Origin of the sequence: Achromobacter spanius, from assembly GCF_029637605.1 — a bacterium.
Classification (GTDB): Bacteria; Pseudomonadota; Gammaproteobacteria; order Burkholderiales; family Burkholderiaceae_B; genus Achromobacter; species Achromobacter spanius_E.
Genome location: NZ_CP121261.1, coordinates 584,235 through 605,197 on the forward strand (window position 1 = coordinate 584,235; position 20,963 = coordinate 605,197).

The following is a 20,963-nucleotide window of genomic DNA, read 5'->3' on the forward strand; positions in this document are numbered from 1 at the left end:
GTCAATCGCGCTGCACCCATCCTACAGGCCATATCAGCCCGTCTTACAGGCAATATCAACCCGCCGCGCGTTCGGCGGCTTCTACCGTGTTGACCAGCAGCATGGCGATGGTCATGGGGCCTACGCCGCCGGGGACGGGGGTGATGGCGCCGGCCACTTCCTTGGCGGAGGCAAAATCGACGTCGCCGCACAGCTTGCCGTCTTCGCCGCGGTTGATGCCTACGTCGATCACCACGGCGCCGGGCTTGATCATCGAACCGTCGATCATGCCGGGCTTGCCGGTGGCCACAACCAGCACATCCGCGCGGCGGGTCTGGGCCGCCAGGTCGCGCGTCTTGGAATTGCAGATCGTGATGGTGGCGCCCGCTTGCAACAGCAACATGGCCATCGGCTTGCCGACGATGTTGCTGGCGCCGACGATCACGGCTTCCGCGCCGCGCAGCGTCACGCCTTCCGATTCCAGCATCTTCATCACGCCGTAGGGCGTGCAGGGGCGGAACAGCGGCTGGCCGGTCATGAGCAGGCCGGCGTTGCTGATGTGAAACCCGTCCACGTCTTTCTCGGCCGCGATGGCTTCGATGACCTTGTGGGAATCCATGTGCTTGGGCAGCGGCAACTGCACCAGGATGCCGTGTATGGTCGGGTCCTGGTTCAACACGGCGATGCGGGCCAGCAGTTCGGCCTCGGTCATCTCGGCCGGGTACTGTTCCTTGACGGAATGCAGGCCGGCTTTCTCGCAGGCGGCAACCTTGTTGCGCACGTAAACCTGGGACGCGGGGTCCGCGCCCACCAGCACCACGGCCAGACCCGGGCGCGTGCCCTTGGCCGCCAGGGCCGCAACACGTTGGGCCACTTCTTCGCGAATGCGCAGCGACAGGGCCGCGCCGTCAATAATCCTAGCGGTCATGCATGTGCCTCGGGTTTGGCCAAGGCCACTTTCATCAAATCAGCAACGGTAGTCACTTCCAGTTTTTCCATAATGTTGGCGCGATGCGCCTCGACGGTCTTGATGCTGATGCCCAGGTCGTCGGCAATCTGCTTGTTCAAGCGGCCGGCGACAATGCGCTCCAGCACCTGCTGCTCGCGCGCGGTCAGGCGTGCCAGCATGGCTTCGTGGTCTTTTTGGGCCTGGTGCTTGCTGACCCGCTGCGTAGCCTGCTCCAGCATGCGGGCGACGATCTCGCGCAGGTCGGATTCGTTGAAGGGCTTTTCCAGAAAGTCGACAGCGCCTTTCTTCATCGTGGACACCGCCATGGGCACGTCGCCGTGGCCCGTGATGAACACGATGGGCAGGGGGGCGTTGCGGGCGATCAGTTGTTCCTGGAGTTCCAGGCCGCTCATGCCGGGCATGCGCACGTCGGCGATCAGCACGCCTACCTGGCTGGCGTCGTAGTCTTCCAGGAAGGACTCACCGCTGGCATAGGCGCGAACGCGATAGCCATTGGCTTCCAACAGCCAGCGCAACGAATCGCGGACCGCTTCGTCGTCGTCAACTATGAATACCGTGCTCGACAGGTGGGGCGTGTTCATGCGTGCAACTCCTCTGACTGATCATTCTGGGCCTGCGGCTGGGATGCAGCGCAGGGCAGGGTAAAGCGGAAAATGGTACCGCCGGCGGGGTTCGGGTCCGCCCACAGACGGCCGTGGTGCGATTCAATAATGGTACGGCAGATATTCAGCCCCATGCCCAGGCCCTGGGACTTGGTGCTGAAGAAGGGTTCGAACAGGCGTTCGGGCTCGGCCAGGCCATGACCGCGGTCCACCACGGCCACTTCGATGTGCTGCTCGTGCAGGATCACCGCCACCTTGAGCTCGTCGACCTCGCTGTTTTCCATGGCTTCCAGTCCGTTCTTCAGCAGGTTCAACAGCACTTGTTCAATCAGGATGGGGTCGGCCAGGACGTCAGGCGCGTTGGACGGCACGAAGCTGTCGATGCGGATGCGGCGCTTGCGCGCGTCGATTTCGGCAAAGCCGATGGCGTTGTCGACAATGCGGCCAATGGCCACGCGCTGACGGCGCGGCTCGCTGCGCTTCACGAATTCGCGGATGCGGCTGATGATCTTGCCGGCGCGTTCGGCCTGTGATGCGGCCTTTTCCAGCGCGGGCAGCAGCATGTTGGGGCTGGTGTGGCCGGCCTTGACCAGGGCCACGGCGCCCATGCTGTAGTTGGCGATGGCGGTCAGCGGCTGGTTCAGTTCGTGCGCCAGGGACGAGGCCATTTCGCCCATGGTCGTCAGGCGGCTGGTCAGTTGGATCTTTTCCTGCTGCACGCGCGACGCTTCTTCATGGCCACGGCGCTCGGTAATGTCGCGCGCCACCTGCATGCGCACGCGGCGGCCGTCGGTCCAGGCCAGCATGCGGTGGTGCACTTCAAACCAGCGTTGTACGGAAGGCGCGAACACTTCCACCGATTCGTCGGTGAAGCGGCCACGGCGGCCGGCCAGCAGCTCGTCATGGCCGCCCGTCTGCGCGCCGAACACGCGGCGGTAGGTGCGGTTGGCGAACAGCAGTTCCAGGCCATCGTGCGTGTCGGCCGTGACCGAGATGGCGTCGTCCAGGCCTTCCAGCACTGTCATGAAACGTTCGTGGGCGGCCGTCAGGGCTTCGCGGATGCGCTTGGGTTCGGTGATGTCGGTCATCGACGTCATCCAGCCGATCTGGTTGCCGTTGGGGTCCAAGAGCGGCGACACATACATGCGCGCGGTAAAGCGCGAGCCGTCGCGCCGTTGCGCTTCCACTTCCAGGCCGCTGCTGGGCGTCTTGCCCGACATCAGCACGTCCAGCGTGTGCTGGTGCTGTTCGTGGCGGCCGGGCACCCAATAAGGGAAGGGCGGGCTGCGGCCGATGAGGTCGGCTTCGTTCCAGCCGATCATGCGGCAGAAGGCCGGGTTCACGTAGGCGATGCGGCCTTCCATATCCAGCACGCGCATGCCGGTGGACATGGAGTTTTCCATGGCGCGGCGAAAACCGGTCTCGGCGATCAGCGCGGCTTCGGCGGTGGAGCGAAAGCGGGTATAGCGCCACAGCATCAATAGGCTGATGACGATGACGCAAGACAAAGCCAGCACCACCCATATCAGGCGTTGCTGGCGCATTTCCTGGTCGATCGTCACAAACATGACGCTATCGTCATGAATGCGCTGCAGCCAGAAGAACACCCCCATCACACAGAGGTATAGGATCAGCACCATGGCGGGCGTGACCCAATACACGCCGCGGCGGCGGGTGCGGGCGTGATCGTGGAACGGCGTAGGAATATTTGACTTGGGCGCGCTGGACATGGAATTCGGGCCGGATAGACCGCGCATTTTAGTGCGTGTTGGCCGGGAATTGCCGGGAATCAACCCCTGCTTTTGGCGTACAGCTTAAAAAGTACCGGCATCGGCCATTCAGCTTGCGGTCAACATTTCACATTACGAAATGCCGTACCGCAACATGAAATTTTCCTTGCGACCGGTTAATCTTCTTTCTTAGAATGCCGGCTGATAGGGAACCGACCCAAAGCAGGTCTCTAGAAAAACACCCCCCGACCCATGCCTGTCATGGCAGCCCGGATGATCCCGGCTACCATGCAGAGTCCGCGAGTTGAACGAATAAGCGGGTGTGGTCACGAACGAACCCCAACAGGAGACACACGATGTCCTCTTTCGCCCAGGCTGGCGCCCCGCAGGCTGCCAACGACGAAGACACCCTAGAAACCCAGGAGTGGCTCGAAGCCCTGGCGGCAGTCCTTGATCGCGAAGGGCCGCAGCGCGCGCACTACCTGCTGGAACGCCTGATCGACGAAGCCCGTCGTTCCGGCGCCCACATCCCGTTCTCGCCGAATACCGCTTACGTCAACACGATTCCGCCCGGCCTGGAGCCGGCGCATCCGGGCAACCTGGAACTGGAATCGCGCATCCGTTCGTACGTGCGCTGGAACGCCATGGCCATGGTCGTCAAGGCCAACAAGCACAACCCGCCGGACGGCGGCGACCTGGGCGGCCACATCGCGTCGTTCGCCTCGCTGGCCACCATGATCGGCTGCGGCCAGAACCACTTCTGGCACGCGGAAGACGAAGGCCACGGCGGCGACCTGGTCTACTTCCAGGGCCACACGTCCCCCGGCATGTACGGCCGCGCCTACCTTGAAGGCCGCCTGACCGAAGAACAGCTGAACCACTTCCGCCAGGAAGTGGACGGCAAGGGTTTGTCGTCGTACCCGCACCCGAAGCTGATGCCGGACTTCTGGCAGTTCCCGACGGTGTCGATGGGCCTGGGCCCGCTGATGGCCATCTATCAAGCCCGCTTCCTGAAGTACCTGCACGCCCGCGGCATTGCCGACACCAGCAACCGCAAGGTCTGGGTGTTCTGCGGCGACGGCGAAATGGACGAACCCGAATCGCTGGGCGCCATCGCCCTGGCCGCTCGTGAAAAGCTCGACAACCTGATCTTCGTGGTGAACTGCAACCTGCAGCGCCTGGACGGTCCGGTGCGCGGCAACGGCAAGATCATCCAGGAACTGGAAGGCGACTTCCGTGGTTCGGGCTGGAACGTGATCAAGCTGATCTGGGGCGGCTACTGGGATCCGCTGTTGGCGCACGACAAGGAAGGCATCCTGCGCCAGATCATGGAAGACACCGTTGACGGCGAGTACCAGGCGTACAAGGCCAACGACGGCAAGTTCGTCCGTGAACACTTCTTCGGCAAGCACCCCAAGCTGCTGGAAGCCGTCTCGCGCATGAGCGACGAAGACATCTGGCGCCTGAACCGTGGCGGCCACGATCCCCACAAGGTGTTTGCCGCGTTTGACGCCGCCACCAGCCACACCGGCCAACCCACCGTCATCCTGGCCAAGACCATCAAGGGCTACGGCATGGGCCACGTGGGCCAGGCCAAGAACCCGACCCACCAGCAAAAGAAGCTGGAACTGGAATCCATCCGCGAATTCCGCGACCGCTTCGGCATCCCGATTCCGGACGATCAACTGGAAGACCTGCCGTACTTCAAGCCGGCCGATGATTCGCCCGAAATGAAGTACCTGCACGAGCGCCGCGCCGCGCTGGGCGGCTATCTGCCGCGCCGCCGCGCCAAGGCCGACGAGCAACTGAAGGCCCCCGCGCTGGAAGCCTTCAAGGCCGTGCTGGAACCCACCGCCGAAGGCCGTGAAATCTCCACCACCCAAGCCTTCGTTCGCATCCTGAACCAGGTGCTGCGCGACAAGGAACTCGGCCCGCGCGTGGTGCCGATTCTGGCCGACGAATCGCGTACCTTCGGCATGGAAGGCCTGTTCCGCCAGATCGGTATCTATGCGCCGGAAGGCCAGAAGTACATCCCGGTCGATAAAGACCAGGTCATGTACTACAAGGAATCGGCCGACGGCCAGCTTCTGCAGGAAGGCATCAACGAAGCGGGCGCGATGAGCTCGTGGATTGCGGCGGCCACGTCGTACTCCTCGAACAACCGCATCATGATTCCGTTCTTCATCTACTACTCGATGTTCGGGTTCCAGCGCATTGGCGACCTGGCCTGGGCAGCGGGCGACATGCAGGCGCGCGGCTTCCTGTTGGGCGGCACCGCCGGCCGCACGACGCTGAACGGCGAAGGCTTGCAGCACGAAGACGGCCACAGCCACATCCTGGCGTCCACCATCCCGAACTGCGTGTCCTACGACCCGACGTTCGGCCACGAACTGGCCGTGATCATCCAGCATGGCTTGAAGCGCATGGTGGAAGACCAGGAAAACGTCTATTACTACCTGACGGTGATGAACGAAAACTACCCGCAGCCCGGTCTGACCCAGGGCGACGAGGAAGGCATCATCAAGGGCATGTACAAGCTGAAGTCGCACGGCAAGGGCAAGAACCGCGTGCAACTGATGGGCTCGGGCACGATCCTGCGCGAAGTCATGGCGGCGCAAGACCTGCTGGACGCCGATTGGGGCGTGGCGTCGGACATCTGGAGCGTCACCAGCTTCACCGAACTGCGCCGCAACGGCCTGGACGCCGAGCGCCACAACATGCTGCACCCCGACGAAAAGAAGCCGCAAGTGGCTTACGTCACGGAACAGTTGGCCAAGACGGAAGGCCCGATCATCGCGTCGACCGACTACATGAAGCTGTTTGCCGACCAGATCCGCCCGTTCGTGCCCAAGGGCCGCGAATACAAGGTGCTGGGCACCGACGGTTTCGGCCGCTCGGACTTCCGCGCCAAGCTGCGTGAGCACTTCGAAGTGGATCGCCACTTTGTCGTGGTTGCCGCGCTGCGTGCGCTGGCCGACGAAGGCAAGGTTCCGATGGCCAAGGTGGCGGAAGCCATCAAGAAGTACGGCATCAATCCGAACAAAGCCAACCCGCAATACGCCTGAGGGTAAAGAGACATGAGCAACATCGTGCAAATCAAGGTTCCCGACATCGGCGACTTCAAGGAAGTGGAAGTCATTGAGGTGTTGGTGGCGGTGGGCGACACGATCAAGGCCGAACAAAGCCTGATCACCGTGGAATCCGACAAGGCCTCGATGGAAATCCCCGCGTCGCAAGGCGGCGTGGTGAAGTCCATCACCGTGAAGGTCGGCGACAAGGTCGCCGAAGGCGCGGTCGTGCTGGAAGTGGAAGCCGAAGCCTCGGACGCCGCCCCGGCCGCCAAGGAAGAGGCCCCCAAGGCCGCCGCCAAGGAAGCGCCGAAGCAGGCTGCTGCCGCTGCCCCCGCCGCCAAGGCGGAAGCGGCCGCGCCCGCTGCCAGCGGCCCGGTGGAAATCGAAGTGCCGGACATCGGCGACTTCAAGGAAGTGGAAGTCATCGAAGTGATGGTCGCCGTGGGCGACACCATCAAGGCCGAGCAAAGCCTGATCACCGTGGAGTCCGACAAGGCCTCGATGGAGATCCCGGCCTCGCAAGGCGGCGTGGTCAAGGAAGTGAAGGTCAAGGTTGGCGACAAGGTCGCCAAGGGTTCGGTCGTGGTAGTGGTGGAAGGCGGCGCTGGCGCTGCCCCTGCCGCAAAGACGGAAGCCAAGGCAGAAGCCAAAGCGGAAACCAAAACCGAAGCCAAGGCTGACGCACCCGCCGCCGCACCCGCTTCGCGTCCGGCACCCGCCGCCGCGCTGGAAGACCCCAACCTGAAGCCCGGCCAACTGCCGCACGCTTCGCCTTCGGTGCGCAAGTTCGCGCGCGAACTGGGCGTGAACCTCAGCAAGGTCAAGGGTTCGGGTCCCAAGGAACGCATCACCGCCGACGACGTGCGCGGTTTCGTCAAGCAAGCGCTGGCCGCCGGCCCCGCAACCGCCGCTGCCGGTGGTTCGGCCGATGGCGCCGCGCTGGGCTTGCTGCCGTGGCCGAAGATCGACTTCACCAAGTTCGGCCCGATCGAAGCCAAGCCGCTGTCGCGCATCAAGAAGATTTCCGGCGCGAACCTGCACCGCAATTGGGTCATGATCCCGCACGTCACCAACAACGACGAAGCGGACATCACCGACCTGGAAGCGCTGCGTGTCACGCTGAACAAGGAAAACGAAAAGTCGGGCATCAAGGTCACGATGCTGGCCTTCCTGATCAAGGCCGTGGTCGCGGCCCTGAAGAAATTCCCCGAGTTCAACGCGTCGCTGGATGGCGACAACCTGGTGTTGAAGCAGTACTACCACATCGGTTTCGCCGCCGACACGCCCAACGGGCTGGTGGTGCCGGTGATCCGCGATGCCGACAAGAAGGGCATCCTGCAGCTCGCGCAAGAAATGACGGACCTGTCCAAGAAGGCGCGCGACGGCAAGATCTCGCCCGCTGACATGCAGGGCGGCTGCTTCTCGATCTCGTCCCTGGGCGGTATCGGCGGCACGTCCTTCACGCCGATCATCAACGCGCCCGAAGTGGCCATCCTGGGCGTGTCGCGTTCCGCGCACAAGCCCGTCTGGGACGGCAAGCAGTTCGTGCCGCGCCTGATGGTGCCGCTGTCGCTGTCGTATGACCACCGCGTCATCGACGGCGCCTCCGCTGCCCGCTTCAACGCCTATCTGGGCGCCTTGCTGGCCGACTTCCGCCGCATCGCGCTGTAAACGGGGAGCCCTATGAGCAATACCGTTCAAATCAAAGTGCCGGACATCGGTGACTTCAAGGAAGTGGAAGTCATTGAAGTGCTGGTCGCCGTGGGCGACACGATCAAGGCCGAACAAAGCCTGATCACCGTCGAATCCGACAAGGCCTCAATGGAAATCCCCGCGTCGCAAGGCGGCGTGGTGAAGTCCATCGCGGTCAAGGTCGGCGACAAGGTCGCGGAAGGCGCGGTCGTGCTGGAAGTGGAGGCATCTGATGCCGCCGCCGCGCCGGCTGCCAAGGAAGCCCCGACCAAGGATGCCCCCAAGGCTGCTAAAGCCCCCAAGCAGGCCGAAGCCGCTGCGGCTCCGGCCGCCAAGGCTGCCGCACCCGCCGCGTCCAGCTTCAAGGGTTCGGCCGACGGCGAATACGACATGCTGGTGCTGGGCGCGGGCCCCGGCGGCTATTCCGCCGCCTTCCGCGCTGCCGACCTCGGCCTGTCCGTGGTCCTGGTCGAACGCTACCAAACGCTGGGCGGCGTCTGCCTGAACGTGGGCTGCATCCCGTCCAAGGCGCTGTTGCACAACGCCGCCGTCATCGACGAAGCCCGCGAGCTGGCTGCCCACGGCATCAGCTTTGGCGAACCCAAGATCGATCTGGACAAGCTGCGCGGCTACAAGGACAGCGTGGTCGCCAAGCTGACCGGTGGCCTGGCCGGCATGGCCAAGGCCCGCAAGGTCACCGTGGTGACGGGCGTGGGCGAATTCGCCGACCCCTACCACCTGACCGTGACGTCCGCCGACGGCAAGAGCCAGACGCTGCGCTTCAAGCAAGCCATCATCGCCGCCGGCAGCCAGTCGGTGAAGCTGCCGTTCATGCCCAAGGACGACCGCGTCGTCGACTCCACCGGCGCATTGCTGCTGCGTGAAGTGCCCAAGAAGATGTTGATCGTGGGCGGCGGCATCATCGGCCTGGAAATGGGCACGGTGTATTCCACGCTAGGCGCCCGCCTGGACGTCGTGGAAATGCTGGACGGCCTGATGCAAGGCGCCGACCGCGACCTGGTCAAGGTCTGGCAAAAGAAAAACGCCTACCGCTTCGACAACATCATGTTGAAGACCAAGACCGTGGGCGCCGAAGCCAAGAAAGACGGCATCTACGTCACCTTCGAAGGCGAGGGCGCGCCCAAGGAACCGCAACGCTACGACCTGGTTCTGCAAGCCGTGGGCCGCAGCCCCAACGGCAAGAAGATCGGCGCCGACAAGGCCGGCATCGCTGTGACCGACCGCGGTTTCATCGAGGTTGATCGCCAGATGCGCACCAACGTGCCGCACATCTACGCCATTGGCGACATCGTCGGCCAGCCGATGCTGGCGCACAAGGCCGTGCACGAAGGCCACGTCGCAGCGGAAGCCGCGGCCGGCCAGAAGTCGTTCTTTGACGCGCGCGTCATTCCGTCGGTGGCCTACACCGATCCGGAAGTGGCATGGGTAGGCCTGACCGAAGACGAAGCCAAGAAGCAAGGCATCAAGATCGAGAAGGGCGTGTTCCCGTGGGCGGCTTCCGGCCGCGCCATCGCCAACGGTCGCGACGAAGGCTTCACCAAGCTGATTTTCGACGCGGAAACGCATCGCATCCTGGGCGGCAGCATCGTGGGCACCCACGCTGGCGACCTGATCAGCGAACTGGCCCTGGCCGTGGAAATGGGCGCCGACGTCGTCGACATCGCCAAGACCATCCACCCGCACCCGACCCTGGGTGAATCGGTGGGCATGGCAGCCGAAGTCGCCGAAGGCGTCTGCACCGATTTGCCGCCGATGAAGAAGAAGTAATTGCCGGTGGGGCGGCTTGGCCGCCTCACGCAAGCCACGCAACGGCAAACAAAAAGCGCCGGCCCTGTTCAGGGTCCGGCGCTTTTTTTATCGGCGGGCCGCGTAGGTGGGCGGCGCCGTGGGACGGAACGCGTGCGCGTCAGGCCTGGGTATTGATGCGCGAACCCAGCGTGCTGTCAATCGCCATCGGTGCCACGGATTGCATCAACGTTGCGACCGTATCGGCTTGCGCGTTCAACGCCTTCTTGAGCACGGTGGCCTGCACTTCCTGGACCACATTCGCGTCCTTCAAAGCCAGCGCGGTGTTGACGGTGTTGTTGATGGAATCCATGGTGTGTGTCCTTGTAGAGGAAAGCGTGTGGCAGGCAATACGGCTAAGCCGATGCGGCCTGGCCAAAAGAAACATGTCGCATTATTACGCAGGTTTGCGGTTTTGGTGCAAAGAATTGTCGGTGTTTTGCGTGGCCGGGGTGTGACAGCGTGGGGCGTGAACTACTGTCTCGGTTGCTGCCCGAGTTGCTGCGTCAACAGTTGCCTGATTTGCTGGGTGAGCCGGTGTCTTAGTGGGCGCCTGATCGAGCTAGGGACAGCAAAATCAGGCTGATCAAAGTCAGGGCCGGGCAGGGCATTCCTTGACGACGCCCCAGCCGTGGTTCGGCTCGCAAAACTGCCTGCGTGCTTCCCAGGCGCAGTCCGGACGTTCAAAGAAGCCCAGTTCCGCGCAACTGGCCAATTCGCTTTTCAAGGTGTCGACCCAGGCCAAGGGGTTTTCCGGGGGAATCACGGTGATGCGCAGCGTGGAATGCGGCGCGGTCGACGTCGCGGGTGACATATCGCTTGGCGTTGTGTCGGATGTCGCAGTGGAAGTGGCAATCGACGCGTCGCTTGATGCGCCGTCCGGTGCGCCGTTTGTTGCTCCGTTTGTTGCTCCGTTTGTCGTTCCGTCTGTCGCTCCGTTTGTCGCGTCGCTCGACGGCGATTCCTCATGCGGCCCATGCGGCGCCTCGCCGGGCATCGCATCCAGGGACGGCGCGGGTTGCGCGTCTGGGGCCGGCACAGGCGTTGACCCCGCCGTCTCCCAATCGCCGGGAGCGCCGTCAGTGGGCTGCAGCGGCAACCGTGTCAGCGGCACGCGGCCCGAGCCGGCCGGCGTCGCGCCAGGGCCGGTGATGCCATTGTTCGGCGCGTTCCAAGACACCACAAGCAGCACCAGCGCCGCATAGATGGCCAAGGTGTACAGCACGGTCAACGTCGCCGAGCCAACCTTGCGCCCGGTAATCGGCGCGTCGTCGTCACGACCCAACAAGGCACGCCAGCCCACCAGCGCGGCGCCCGGCGCCGAAATAAGCGCCCAGCCGATGCGGCGTAGACAGCTTGGCTGGGGCGGTGGAGGCGGGGGCGGCGGCGGGGGCGCAATGGCCTGCACCTGGGCGGCCAGCAGTTCGCGCAATGCGCGGTTCTCTTCACGCAGACGCCGGGTCTGCGCATCATCGACCGGTGCCGTGGCATCTGGATCCGTCGTGCTGTCGTGCTGCGTAGCGAAAGGATCGGGTGGCGTGGCGGTCATGGGGCGGAAAAATATAGATACAAAAGCGGTGCGACGGCAATTATGAAGGAAGCAGCAAGGACCTCAAAAGGGGAATAGCGTGGAAAAAGTGCGGTTTGGTGAGGATTGGGCGTGGGGGCCCGGTTGATGCGGGCGACTTAGCCCGTTGGCGCATGGCTTGACCTAAAGGGCTGAATAACCTACCGGACCGAGAGGGCTGAATGGGGCCAACTGGGACCCCCCGGGGCCAATGTGACGAATGGCCCGAATGGAACGACTGGGCCGCACGATGCCGCCACGCCCATTCAGGCGCCGCTATCTTCGCGCCAGCCCAGCACCGCCATGGGGTTTCCGCCCTGTATCGAAAATGCCGCGACTTCGCCGCGCACAATCGTGCCCGCCGCAATCACGCAGCCCTGGCGCAGGATCGCCCCATCCAGCAAAACGCAGTTGGCGCCGATCCAGACGTCGTCTTCAATTACGATGCCGCCCTTGCTGGGACGGAAGCCCTGCTCACGGATCGGCAAGTCACGGCGGCGGAACTCGTGGTTAGCTGGGGCAAACGTGCAGTTCGCCGCAACCGCCACGCGCGCGCCCATGCGGATACCGTTACCGGTGTAGAGCACGCAGCCGGAATTGATGACGCATTCCGGCCCGATCTCCACATCGCCCGATCCGCCTGCGGGCTTGATCTTGACAAAGGAATCGACCACGGCCCTGGGGCCGACCACGATACGTGTGCCGCGCGTGGAATCCTCGATGTCGGCAAGCGGCGACACGCGTGCGGTGGGATCGATCAGAATCACAATGTCGCCTGGCTCGTCAGGCCTTGCGGCGCAGAAAGCCATCCGGCGCGGATGTGACCAGCAGGCGGTCTTCCACCGAGCGGTCGATCTCGAACTCGGGGTGCTGCTTGATCCATTCCCACACTGCGGTCTTGGGGTTGTTGCCCTTGCCCCAGTGGCGGCCCGGCCATTCGTAGTCGGCGGGCATGTCTTCCACGAAGGTGTCGAAGACCACGCAGTAGCTGCCGACGCTGACCAGATCGGCGTAGGCATTCAGTTCCGCCAGCACGTGGTCGTGCGTGTGGTTCGAATCCAGGCAGACCATGATGTTCTTCTTGCCCTCGGCATGCGCGCGCACTTGCGCGATGGTCGCGGGATCAATGCTGGACCCTTCAATCAGGTGGATACGCTGCGCCAGCGGATGGGCTTCGATGGCCTTGCGGTTGTGCTCGCGGATCTCGATGTCCACGCCCACCACGTCGCCCGCGCCCAGCAATTGCAGCATGGACGCCGACAGCATCAACGAGCCGCCGTGCGCAATACCCGTTTCGATGATCAGGTCCGGCTTCACGGCCCAGATCAGCTCTTGCATGGCCATGGCGTCCATGGGCAGTTGGATCAGCGGACGCCCGGCCCACGAGAAGTTGTTCATGTACTTGCGTTCCAGCGCCATTTGGCGCCACGCAATGGACAGCTCGCGAAATTCCTGGTCGGTGGCGAAGCCGGCAATGCGGGCCTGCTTTTCCTGGCGGTATTCGGGGTGCGCGTCGGGCGTGGTTTCAAGGTAGGACATTCAGATTCCTTTGTGCAGGCGGTACTGCGCCAGAAAATTCGGGAAATAGTCGGAGAAGGCGCGCGGCGCAACGCCGCAAAGCGCCTGGATGCGGCTTACGTCCACAGCGGCAAAGGCCCATTCAGGCGAACCGGGCGCCACGTTGCAGCGGTAGCCCAGTGCCTGTTGCAACCAGTGGGCAACCTCGCGGTTGTCGACGCTTGCGCCATGCGCCACGTTGAAGATGCCGCTGGCGTCTTCGGATTGCGCAATAGCCAGTATTTGCGACACCGCGTCGTCGATGTAGAGATAGTCTTTGCGCGAAGAAAGCGAGGTGCGCAGCGTAATGCCGTTGCCGCGCGCGCCTTCTTCCAGCAATTGGTCGATAAAGCTGTCGGGCGTATCGCGCAGGCCCACGATATTGGACAGGCGCGCCACCTTGGCGCCGCGGCGCCCACAATGCAGGCACAGCGATTCACCCATCAGCTTGGACAGGTTGTAGAGGTCGCTCGGGTCATTCGGGTTGACGGCAAGCGTTGCGCTTTCGCGCGTATCGGCAGAGCCTGCGTAGACCCGCGTGCTGGACAGGTAGGTCAGGCTGTCGAAATTGCCGGCCGCAAGCAGGCTGCGCAGCAGGCAGACGTGCGCCTCCACCGTGTCCAATGGCCGGCTGCGGAAATCCGACGTCAGGCCGATGGCGTAGATGACGTGGCCCAAGGGGCGCGTCATCAAGCCAGGGTCATGGCGTGGCGGCGCCTGGCAAGGCGTGCCGTCGGTGCGCAGGCGCGCGACCAGGTGCCGGCCGATGAAGCCCGTGGCGCCCAATACCGTGACCGGCTGCTTGTTCATTACTGCGCCGCGCTCTCGATGGACAAGGACGGAATGGCCGTGACCAGCTTCGCATGCCATTCACGGCGCGCGTAGTCCAGCTGCGCGGACACCTCGGTCTTCAAGTTCCAGGGCAGGATCAGGATGTACTCGGGCATGTCTTCCCGAAGCTTGGCTTCCGCGACGATGGGAATGTGGCTGCCGGGCAGGTACTTGTCTTGTTTGGCGGGGTTCAGGTCCACCACGTAGGCCAGCAGGTCGGGGCGCACGCCGGCAAAATTCAGCAGCGTATTGCCTTTGGCGGCCGCGCCATACGCGGCGATGCGCTTGCCGCTGCGGCGCAATTCCACCAGGAAGGCCAGCAGGTCGTTCTTGACGCGCTCCGCCTGTTCCTGAAAGCGCGAATAGAACGCGGGGCCGGTCATGCCGGCCTGCTGCTCTTCGGCCAGGGTGCGCGCCACCTCGGCGGTGACCTCATGCTTGCCGGTGTCCAGGCGTTGCGCAAAGACGCGCAGGCTACCGCCGTGGGTGGAAAGAGGTTCTACGTCGAACACCGCCAGCCCGTTGGCGGCAAAGATCCGCGACACGGCGGTCAGCGACAGGTACGAGTAATGCTCGTGGTAAGCGGTGTCGAACTGGCTTTCCTGCACCATGCGCAGCAAGTGCGGGAATTCAAACGTGGCAACACCCTGGGGCTTGAGCAGCGCCGCAAAGCCCGAGACGAAATCGTTGATGTCCGGCACGTGCGCCAGCACATTGTTGGCGGCGATCAAGTCCGCCGCGCGGCCCTGTTCGGCCAACTCGTCGCCAAGTTCCACGCCAAAGAACCGTTGCACGATGTCGATGCCGCGCTCGCGCGCGGCTTGCGCGGTGCTGGCGGTGGGTTCGACCCCATAGCAGGGGATGCCGGCCGCCTGCACGTACTGCAGCAGGTAGCCATCGTTGGCGGCGATTTCGGTGACCATGCTGCCGGCGTTCAGACCGAACCGGCCGATCATCTCGTCCACATAGCGGCGCGAGTGCGCCAGCCAGGAAGACGAAAACGAGCTGAAGTAAGCGTAGTCGTCGGTGAAGAGGGCTTCGCGGCCGGCATGGTCTTCGGTCTGGACCAGCCAGCACGTTTCGCACACCAGGATGCGCAGCGGAAACCAGGTCTCGGGACCGCGCAGGGCGGTGGCGCTCAGGTAGGCGTTGGACGGGGGCGCGTGGCCCAGGTCCAGAAAGGGCAGGCGCAATTCAGCCTGGCAATGACGGCACTTCACAGTGCGACTCCCGGAAATGCAGGGTCCAGGCGGGGGTGTTGCTGATCACGCTCGGACACTTGGGTAAGGGGAAGGGGCCAAGCGATACCCAGCCGGGCGTCCTGGAAGTGCAGGCCGGCCTCGGACTGGGGCGCATACGGCGCGGAATGGCAATAGAGCATGTCGACGTCATCGGTCAGGGTTTGAAAACCGTGAGCGAAGCCTTCCGGGATCAACAGCGCGCGGCCGTTGTCGGCGGACAGGCGTTCGGCATGCCATTGAAGAAAGGTGGGAGACCCCTGGCGCACATCCACGGCAACATCCCAGACGGCGCCACGGATGCAACTGACAAGCTTGATCTCGGCATGGGGCGGCAGTTGGTAATGCATGCCGCGAACGGTGCCGGCCTGGGCGGTGTAGGTGTGGTTGACCTGCTCCATGCCCCCGGTCCAGCCGCAGGCGCGCAGGTCGGCACCATCAAACAGTCGGGCCAGAAAGCCGCGCGCGTCGCCACGGGGATGGCGTTGCACGATCTTCAAGCCGGCAAGCGGCGTGTCCAGGATGTCCAGGCTCATAGCCGCGCCTCGTACAGATCGATATCGGCGTTGCACAGCGCGCGGGCGTCTTCGCCCGCGTCAAAGCGGCGATACCAGTCCATGCTGCGCGTTACCGCCTGTGCCAGCGGCCAGCGCGGCGTGACCTGAAGCGTGGCGCGCGCCTTGGCCGTGTCCAGCGTCAGCAGGCCCGCTTCATGCGGGCCGTCGATGTGCTCGGCATAGCATGTGCGTCCGCGGCCATAGGCGTCTTGCGCCAGGTCCACCACGGTACGAACCGCCGCCGCCTCGGCAGAGTCGGGGCCAAAATTGTAGGCATCCGCCAGGGCCGAGTCGGCCCACAAGGCTTGGGCCAGCGTCAGGTAACCCGCCAGGGGTTCCAGCACATGCTGCCACGGCCGCACGGAATCCGGCCGCCGCACATGCAGCTCGCCGTCGCGTTGCCAGGCGCGCACCGCGTCCGGCAGCAAGCGGTCCACGGACCAGTCCCCGCCGCCGATGACATTGCCCGCGCGCGCGGTCGCGACCGATACGCCTTGTGCCCGAAGGAAGGCATCTCGGTACGACGCGATGACCAGTTCGCTGGCCGCCTTGCTGGCGCTGTAGGGATCGTGCCCGCCCAGCGTGTCGCTTTCGCGGTACGGGTACGGCCATTCGTTGTTGCGGTAGACCTTGTCGGTCGTGACCATGACCGCCACGCGCGCGGACGGCGTGGCGCGCAGCGCATCGAGCAGATGCGCCGTACCCATGATGTTGGTGGCGAATGTGTCCACCGGCTGCGCGTAGCTGGGCCGCACCAAGGCCTGCGCGGCCAGGTGCAGCACGATCTCGGGCTGGGCGGCCACGACGTGTTCACGCAGCGCGGCGGCGTCGCGGATATCGCAATAGCAGCTTTTGATCAGGTCGCCAACGCGGGCGGCTTGATACAGGCTGGGCTCGCTGGCGGGGGGCAGGGCGATACCGGTAACCTGCGCGCCAAGGCGATGCAGCCACAGGGCCAACCAGCTTCCCTTGAAGCCGGTATGCCCGGTCAGCACGACACGCTTGCCGCGCCAGAACGCGGCGCTGGGGATCACCAGACTTTCCATGGCGCCTTGCCCGTGCTCCACAGCGATTCCAGCAGGTTCTTTTCACGCAGGGTGTCCATCGGCTGCCAGAAGCCCAGGTGTTCAAAAGCATGCAGCTCGCCGTCGCGGCTAAGCGATTCCAGCGGGCCGGCTTCCCAGGTCGTGTCGTCGTCATCGATCAGGGACAGCACGCTGGGCGACAGCACGAAAAAGCCGCCGTTGATCAGGCCGCCATCGCCGCGCGGCTTTTCGGTAAAGCCGGTCACGCGGTCACCGTCGCGGCGCAATGCGCCGTAGCGTCCGGGCGGCTGCACGGCGGTGACCGTGGCGGCCTTGCCATGTTTGCGATGAAAGGCGATCAGTGCGCTGATGTCGATGTCGGCCACGCCGTCGCCATAGGTGAAGCAGAATGCCTCGTCTTCCTTCACGTAGTCCGCCACGCGCTTCAGGCGGCCGCCGGTCATGGTCGTTTCACCCGTGTCCACGAGCGTCACGCGCCAAGGCTCCGCCTTTCGCTGGTGAACTTCCATGCGGTTGTCGGCCATGTCGAAGGTCACATCCGACATGTGCAGGAAGTAGTTGGCGAAGTACTCCTTGATCATGTAGCCCTTGTAGCCGCAGCAGATCACGAAGTCGTTCACGCCGTGGGCGGAATAGGTCTTCATGATGTGCCACAGGATGGGCCGCCCGCCGATCTCGATCATCGGCTTGGGGCGCGTGTGGGTTTCTTCAGAGATCCGGGTGCCCAGGCCCCCGGCAAGAATGATGGCTTTCATGCTTGGGATTCGCACCAGGTATTGAACATGCCGCGCAGGGCGGTTTCGAACTTGCGGGCGAACGCGGGTTCGTCCATCAAGGGGCTGGCGTGCATTTCAGCGCGCAGGCCGGCACGGGTGCGGGCCAGCGTCGGCAAGTCACTGGCCAGGGCCACGACCTTCTGGATGTATTCCTCTTCGGTCTGGGCGATCCATTCCGGGCGGCCGATGCCGTTCAGGACGGAACTGCCGATGCGGCCAACGCTGGGGCGGCTGGCCAGCGTGACGTAGGGCACACCCATATAGAGCGTTTCCACCAGCGTGACGCCCGAGTTGTGCGGGAAGCAGTCCAGGCCGATGTCCATGTTGCGCAGGACATTCCATGGGGGCGATTCCCAGCCGATCAGCAGCCGTTCGCGCTCGATGCCTTGGGCCATGAAGCGGCCAGCCAGCTCTTCACGCATGGGGCCGTCGCGATAGCTGTTGCTGTTGACCACCAAGCGGGCATTCGGCAGACGGCGCAGAATATCCGACCACACCCGCACCACCTTGTCGTTCATGCGGATCGCACGCGTCAGGCTGCCCAGCGTGATGTAGCCGTTCTTCAGCGCGGGAAGCTCGCCGCAGTCGCCCATCGTTGTGCCTGCGCGATAGATGAAATTGGTGTCGGCCAGGCGCCAGGGCTTTTCCGAGAACAAGGCTTCGGAGCCGGTGGGCGCCATGACTTCATCGCTCATGATGTAGTCGATGGCATTCAGGCCGGTGGTATAGCCGAAGCCAAGCCAGGTCAGCGAAACCGGAGCCGGCTTGCGGGCGAAGACGCCCAGGCGGTTGCCGCCCGTGTGGCCGGCGACATCGATAAGTATGTCGATGCCGTCGGCGCGAATGCGCTCCGCCAGTGCGCTGTCGCTCATGCCGGCGGTCGGCGTCCACTGATCGAAGTAGCGTTCAAAGCGTGCGGTGACCGCGTCTTTCGCCACGAATTCGGCATAGGCGCAGAGTTCGAAGGCCTCGCGATCATGGTTGGCCAGCAGGGGCTCGATAAAGTAATTGCCCGAATGCTGGCGAAAATCCGGCGATACGTAGGCTACGCGAATGCGGCGGCTCGTATCACGCTTGTTCGTGTGCGCCTGCCACGTCGCGCGCAGTGCTTCGCAGTGCGTGCGATTGTATTGGCGGTATGCCTCGAACACTTCTTCGGCGCTGGCGCTCGGCGAGTAGTTCAGGGCAAACAGCAGGTTGTTGTGGGGAATAAGCGCCTTGGGGGCAATGGATACCGCGGCCCTTGCGGCGGCGACCGCGCCTTCGGCGTCGCCCCGGTCCATGAGGATCTTGCTGAGATTGGTCCTGGCCTTTTCTTGCAGGGGATCCAAAGCCAAGGCGGTCAGGCAGCTTGCCTGCGCCTCTTTGTAGCGCAGCTCCGCGCATAGCGCGTCGCCCAGCACGCCGTGGGCATTCGCATCCTTGGGGGCAAGCTCTACCGCGCGGCGCGCGGTGCCGATCGCTTCAGACGTGCGCGTCAACGCGGTAAGGCAAGACGCCAGGATGATGTAGCACTGAGCCCTGGCGGGCGCCAGGTCCAGCATCTGCAACGCGGCTGCGAGGGCCTCCTGGAAGCGGCCGGTATTGCACAGGGTGACAGCCAGCGGTTCCCACGCGGCGGACGCGCCCGGCACCGTCTTGGCCAGTTGCCGGGCCAAGGCCTCGGCCTTGTCGAATTGGCGCTCGTTCAGCAGGTCCTGGATACGCATCGCCATGGATTCGGCGGAGGAGGGTAGCCCGCCTCGCATCGCGTTGGCGGACAGTATCCGTTGGTTCAGGCATTGGCGTGCCAAGGCGCCGCTATACAGTCCGAAGAACTGCGCCTGGCCGCCGCTTGCGGACAGGGCTTCACCAAGCATGGACGCCCATGACGCCGCCGAACCCTGACACAGCCCATAGCGTTTGAGCAAGCCCAGGAATTCAAGCAGGCTCGACGTATCCTGGGTGATTCCCTCTTCGGTCGAAGCGGGGGCGGTATTCACCTGTAGCAGCGGCATGCCCTCGCCAAGGCGGCGGGCCATCTCGCGCTGGTTTTCCGACAACACCAGCTTCACAGGCTCGTGCCACAGGTTGAAGCAGGTTGGCGTCGGGACCGAACCCGGCTCGAGTTCTGAGACTGCAACGCAAGGCAGCGGACGGGAGGGCGCGTCGTCGTCCCGATCGTAAGGCCCGGCATCCAGGCAGTAGTGGACGAGGTCGTGCTCCATCAGCGTCAGCAACGATTTGTCCAGCAGCTTGCGGGCTGCCGAATCGTCCAGTCCTTCCGCATGCATGAACACGGCGACCAGCGTCGTGTAGGGCAAGGAACCGGGCCAGGCGTGCCACAGTGTGTCCAACAGCCTGACCATATGCGGTTCCGTGGTCACCAGGCCACGGGCCAGGTGGTTCACATACGTGGCTCCCTGCTCCTGGCCGTTGGCGGCAAGACGTTGCGCGCCACTGGCCCAGCGCAGGTCTTTCATGCGGGCCAGATCGGGACGCGGCTTGGTTTGTTCAGCGTTTGTCTGCGTGGTGAACAGGCTTTGGCGGAAGCCGCGTCCCGTCGCGAAGTCCAGGTATTGCTGTTTGACGGTCGCAGGCTGCCCCATCGTAAGCAGGCTATTCGTCAACGAAACGTTCTGCCCCATGTGCAGCGGAATTTCCGCCAGCGCCTGGGCATCACCCACATAGCCCAGGCCCGCTTGTGCGGCTCGTCCGGCAAACTCGATGAAGTAGCACGGGTTGCAGGCGAACGGGTCAACGGTGGCTTGGGTCTGCCCGTCCAACGCGCGCTGGACCTGGGCGGCAACGACGGCCAACTGATTCGCCATCGGATTGGCGCCGGAGACGCCTTCCGTGAACAGCGTCAGCGCGGCGGTCGCGCTGCTTCGAAGTTGCTCTTGCGAGTGCGCGGCATGCCCGTGCAACAGAATGGCGTCTCGAACGATTTCCTGCGCCTTGGCGCCTGGGTATACGTGGTAATCCACATACAGGACGCCATTCGTCGTGAGCAGCTGGCCGCAGCGCTCAAGCAAGGCTTGGGCGTGTTCGGCTGGCAAGTAACTATAGAGGCCCGTCGCAATGATGTAATCGAACGGCCCCTGTTCCGGCCCCAGGTTGTCGTAACCCTGCGCCAGCAGCGTGACATTGGCCACACCCAACGAGGCCGCCATCTGCTGGCCTTGCCCGATAGCGGCTTCCAAGGCATCAATGCCGATGATCTGGGCCTCGGGGTAGGCCAGGGCAAAGGGGAACAGGCCTTCGCCAGTGCCGCAGCCCAGGCTGAGCACCCGCGAATGTTCCAGCGCTGGCGCTGTCACTCCATATAGATAGGCGGTTGCCCGCAAGTGAATAGGAGAGTGGCTGGGGGCAAGAAGTCCCGGTTCGGCGATCGCCTGGCGGTGAAAATAGGCCGGATTCGACATGAGTGCTTGTAACGGGAAGGCGCTGGGCCTGTGGGTGGAGTCTCGATGATTCTACGAACTGCCCCCATCCTTCATTCCGTGAATCAGCGTCGGAATTCCGCGCCACTTTCCCGAAAGAGGCCGCTTGGCGCGACAGA

General features: G+C 63.9%; 16 protein-coding genes. 3 read left to right on the forward strand and 13 right to left on the reverse strand.

The genetic code is table 11. The features are described 5' to 3' along the window. Positions 1–55: 55 nt before the first annotated feature. Genes folD through P8T11_RS02635 form a run of 3 tightly spaced genes read right to left on the reverse strand, consistent with a single transcriptional unit; the run spans position 56 to position 3,281 of the window. Positions 56–907 carry a bifunctional methylenetetrahydrofolate dehydrogenase/methenyltetrahydrofolate cyclohydrolase FolD gene (gene folD, locus P8T11_RS02625; RefSeq protein WP_050448987.1) on the reverse strand — a complete coding sequence of 284 codons (852 nt, stop codon included), beginning with the start codon at positions 905–907 and terminating at the stop codon, positions 56–58. After that, on the reverse strand, positions 904–1,530 hold the full coding sequence (locus tag P8T11_RS02630) for a response regulator transcription factor (RefSeq protein WP_043545730.1): 627 nt from the start codon (positions 1,528–1,530) through the stop codon (positions 904–906). The genes folD and P8T11_RS02630 overlap by 4 nt, the downstream gene beginning before the upstream one ends. Further along, positions 1,527–3,281 carry a PAS domain-containing sensor histidine kinase gene (locus tag P8T11_RS02635; protein ID WP_050448986.1) on the reverse strand — a complete coding sequence of 585 codons (1,755 nt, stop codon included), beginning with the start codon at positions 3,279–3,281 and terminating at the stop codon, positions 1,527–1,529. Before P8T11_RS02635 ends, P8T11_RS02630 begins: the two co-directional genes overlap by 4 nt. A gap of 356 nt (positions 3,282–3,637) precedes the next feature. Between P8T11_RS02635 and aceE the strand changes: the two genes are divergently transcribed. Genes aceE through lpdA form a run of 3 tightly spaced genes read left to right on the forward strand, consistent with a single transcriptional unit; the run spans position 3,638 to position 9,832 of the window. Then, on the forward strand, positions 3,638–6,346 hold the full coding sequence (gene aceE, locus P8T11_RS02640; protein ID WP_268078449.1) for a pyruvate dehydrogenase (acetyl-transferring), homodimeric type: 2,709 nt from the start codon (positions 3,638–3,640) through the stop codon (positions 6,344–6,346). Positions 6,347–6,358: 12 nt separating this feature from the next. Next, positions 6,359–8,023 carry a dihydrolipoyllysine-residue acetyltransferase gene (gene aceF, locus P8T11_RS02645; protein ID WP_268078448.1) on the forward strand — a complete coding sequence of 555 codons (1,665 nt, stop codon included), beginning with the start codon at positions 6,359–6,361 and terminating at the stop codon, positions 8,021–8,023. A 12-nt stretch (positions 8,024–8,035) separates the two neighbouring features. After that, positions 8,036–9,832: a dihydrolipoyl dehydrogenase gene (lpdA, locus tag P8T11_RS02650; protein WP_268078447.1), complete on the forward strand. Its 1,797-nt coding sequence runs from the start codon at positions 8,036–8,038 to the stop codon at positions 9,830–9,832. A 139-nt stretch (positions 9,833–9,971) separates the two neighbouring features. On the opposite strand, the gene P8T11_RS02655 is transcribed toward lpdA, so the two are convergent. From P8T11_RS02655 to P8T11_RS02700, 10 genes are all read right to left on the reverse strand, one after another. Next, positions 9,972–10,163 (reverse strand): putative motility protein, encoded by a 192-nt coding sequence (locus P8T11_RS02655; RefSeq protein ID WP_046806427.1) that lies wholly within the window; start codon positions 10,161–10,163, stop codon positions 9,972–9,974. 279 nt (positions 10,164–10,442) lie between these two features. Beyond that, positions 10,443–11,399 carry a hypothetical protein gene (locus tag P8T11_RS02660; protein WP_268078446.1) on the reverse strand — a complete coding sequence of 319 codons (957 nt, stop codon included), beginning with the start codon at positions 11,397–11,399 and terminating at the stop codon, positions 10,443–10,445. Between the two features lie 284 nt (positions 11,400–11,683). Continuing rightward, positions 11,684–12,184 (reverse strand): acyltransferase, encoded by a 501-nt coding sequence (locus P8T11_RS02665; RefSeq protein WP_268078445.1) that lies wholly within the window; start codon positions 12,182–12,184, stop codon positions 11,684–11,686. 16 nt (positions 12,185–12,200) lie between these two features. Beyond that, the gene (locus P8T11_RS02670; RefSeq protein ID WP_277549419.1) at positions 12,201–12,956 is read right to left on the reverse strand and encodes a cephalosporin hydroxylase family protein; all 756 of its coding nucleotides are present in this window, start codon (positions 12,954–12,956) and stop codon (positions 12,201–12,203) included. Further along, positions 12,957–13,784 (reverse strand): NAD-dependent epimerase/dehydratase family protein, encoded by an 828-nt coding sequence (locus P8T11_RS02675; RefSeq protein ID WP_268078444.1) that lies wholly within the window; start codon positions 13,782–13,784, stop codon positions 12,957–12,959. Further along, positions 13,784–15,025, reverse strand: a complete 1,242-nt coding sequence (locus P8T11_RS02680) for a class I SAM-dependent methyltransferase (RefSeq protein WP_268078442.1) — start codon at positions 15,023–15,025, stop codon at positions 13,784–13,786. Before P8T11_RS02680 ends, P8T11_RS02675 begins: the two co-directional genes overlap by 1 nt. Next, the gene (locus P8T11_RS02685; RefSeq protein ID WP_268078440.1) at positions 15,022–15,579 is read right to left on the reverse strand and encodes a dTDP-4-dehydrorhamnose 3,5-epimerase family protein; all 558 of its coding nucleotides are present in this window, start codon (positions 15,577–15,579) and stop codon (positions 15,022–15,024) included. The genes P8T11_RS02680 and P8T11_RS02685 overlap by 4 nt, the downstream gene beginning before the upstream one ends. Next, positions 15,576–16,646: a CDP-glucose 4,6-dehydratase gene (rfbG, locus tag P8T11_RS02690; RefSeq protein ID WP_268078439.1), complete on the reverse strand. Its 1,071-nt coding sequence runs from the start codon at positions 16,644–16,646 to the stop codon at positions 15,576–15,578. Before rfbG ends, P8T11_RS02685 begins: the two co-directional genes overlap by 4 nt. Continuing rightward, positions 16,631–17,401: a glucose-1-phosphate cytidylyltransferase gene (gene rfbF / locus P8T11_RS02695; protein WP_277549415.1), complete on the reverse strand. Its 771-nt coding sequence runs from the start codon at positions 17,399–17,401 to the stop codon at positions 16,631–16,633. Before rfbF ends, rfbG begins: the two co-directional genes overlap by 16 nt. Then, positions 17,398–20,826: a methyltransferase domain-containing protein gene (locus P8T11_RS02700; RefSeq protein WP_278072164.1), complete on the reverse strand. Its 3,429-nt coding sequence runs from the start codon at positions 20,824–20,826 to the stop codon at positions 17,398–17,400. The genes rfbF and P8T11_RS02700 overlap by 4 nt, the downstream gene beginning before the upstream one ends. Positions 20,827–20,963: the final 137 nt, after the last annotated feature.

Coding starts and splice junctions, on each gene's coding strand:
- aceE (WP_268078449.1), top strand. CDS start 3,638: ATGTCCTCTTTCGCCCAGGCTGGCGCCCCGCAGGCTGCCAACGACGAA.
- P8T11_RS02655 (WP_046806427.1), bottom strand. CDS start 10,163: ATGGATTCCATCAACAACACCGTCAACACCGCGCTGGCTTTGAAGGAC.
- rfbG (WP_268078439.1), bottom strand. CDS start 16,646: ATGGAAAGTCTGGTGATCCCCAGCGCCGCGTTCTGGCGCGGCAAGCGT.
- folD (WP_050448987.1), bottom strand. CDS start 907: ATGACCGCTAGGATTATTGACGGCGCGGCCCTGTCGCTGCGCATTCGC.
- P8T11_RS02700 (WP_278072164.1), bottom strand. CDS start 20,826: ATGTCGAATCCGGCCTATTTTCACCGCCAGGCGATCGCCGAACCGGGA.
- P8T11_RS02670 (WP_277549419.1), bottom strand. CDS start 12,956: ATGTCCTACCTTGAAACCACGCCCGACGCGCACCCCGAATACCGCCAG.
- aceF (WP_268078448.1), top strand. CDS start 6,359: ATGAGCAACATCGTGCAAATCAAGGTTCCCGACATCGGCGACTTCAAG.
- P8T11_RS02675 (WP_268078444.1), bottom strand. CDS start 13,784: ATGAACAAGCAGCCGGTCACGGTATTGGGCGCCACGGGCTTCATCGGC.
- rfbF (WP_277549415.1), bottom strand. CDS start 17,401: ATGAAAGCCATCATTCTTGCCGGGGGCCTGGGCACCCGGATCTCTGAA.
- P8T11_RS02660 (WP_268078446.1), bottom strand. CDS start 11,399: ATGACCGCCACGCCACCCGATCCTTTCGCTACGCAGCACGACAGCACG.
- P8T11_RS02635 (WP_050448986.1), bottom strand. CDS start 3,281: ATGTCCAGCGCGCCCAAGTCAAATATTCCTACGCCGTTCCACGATCAC.
- P8T11_RS02630 (WP_043545730.1), bottom strand. CDS start 1,530: ATGAACACGCCCCACCTGTCGAGCACGGTATTCATAGTTGACGACGAC.
- lpdA (WP_268078447.1), top strand. CDS start 8,036: ATGAGCAATACCGTTCAAATCAAAGTGCCGGACATCGGTGACTTCAAG.
- P8T11_RS02685 (WP_268078440.1), bottom strand. CDS start 15,579: ATGAGCCTGGACATCCTGGACACGCCGCTTGCCGGCTTGAAGATCGTG.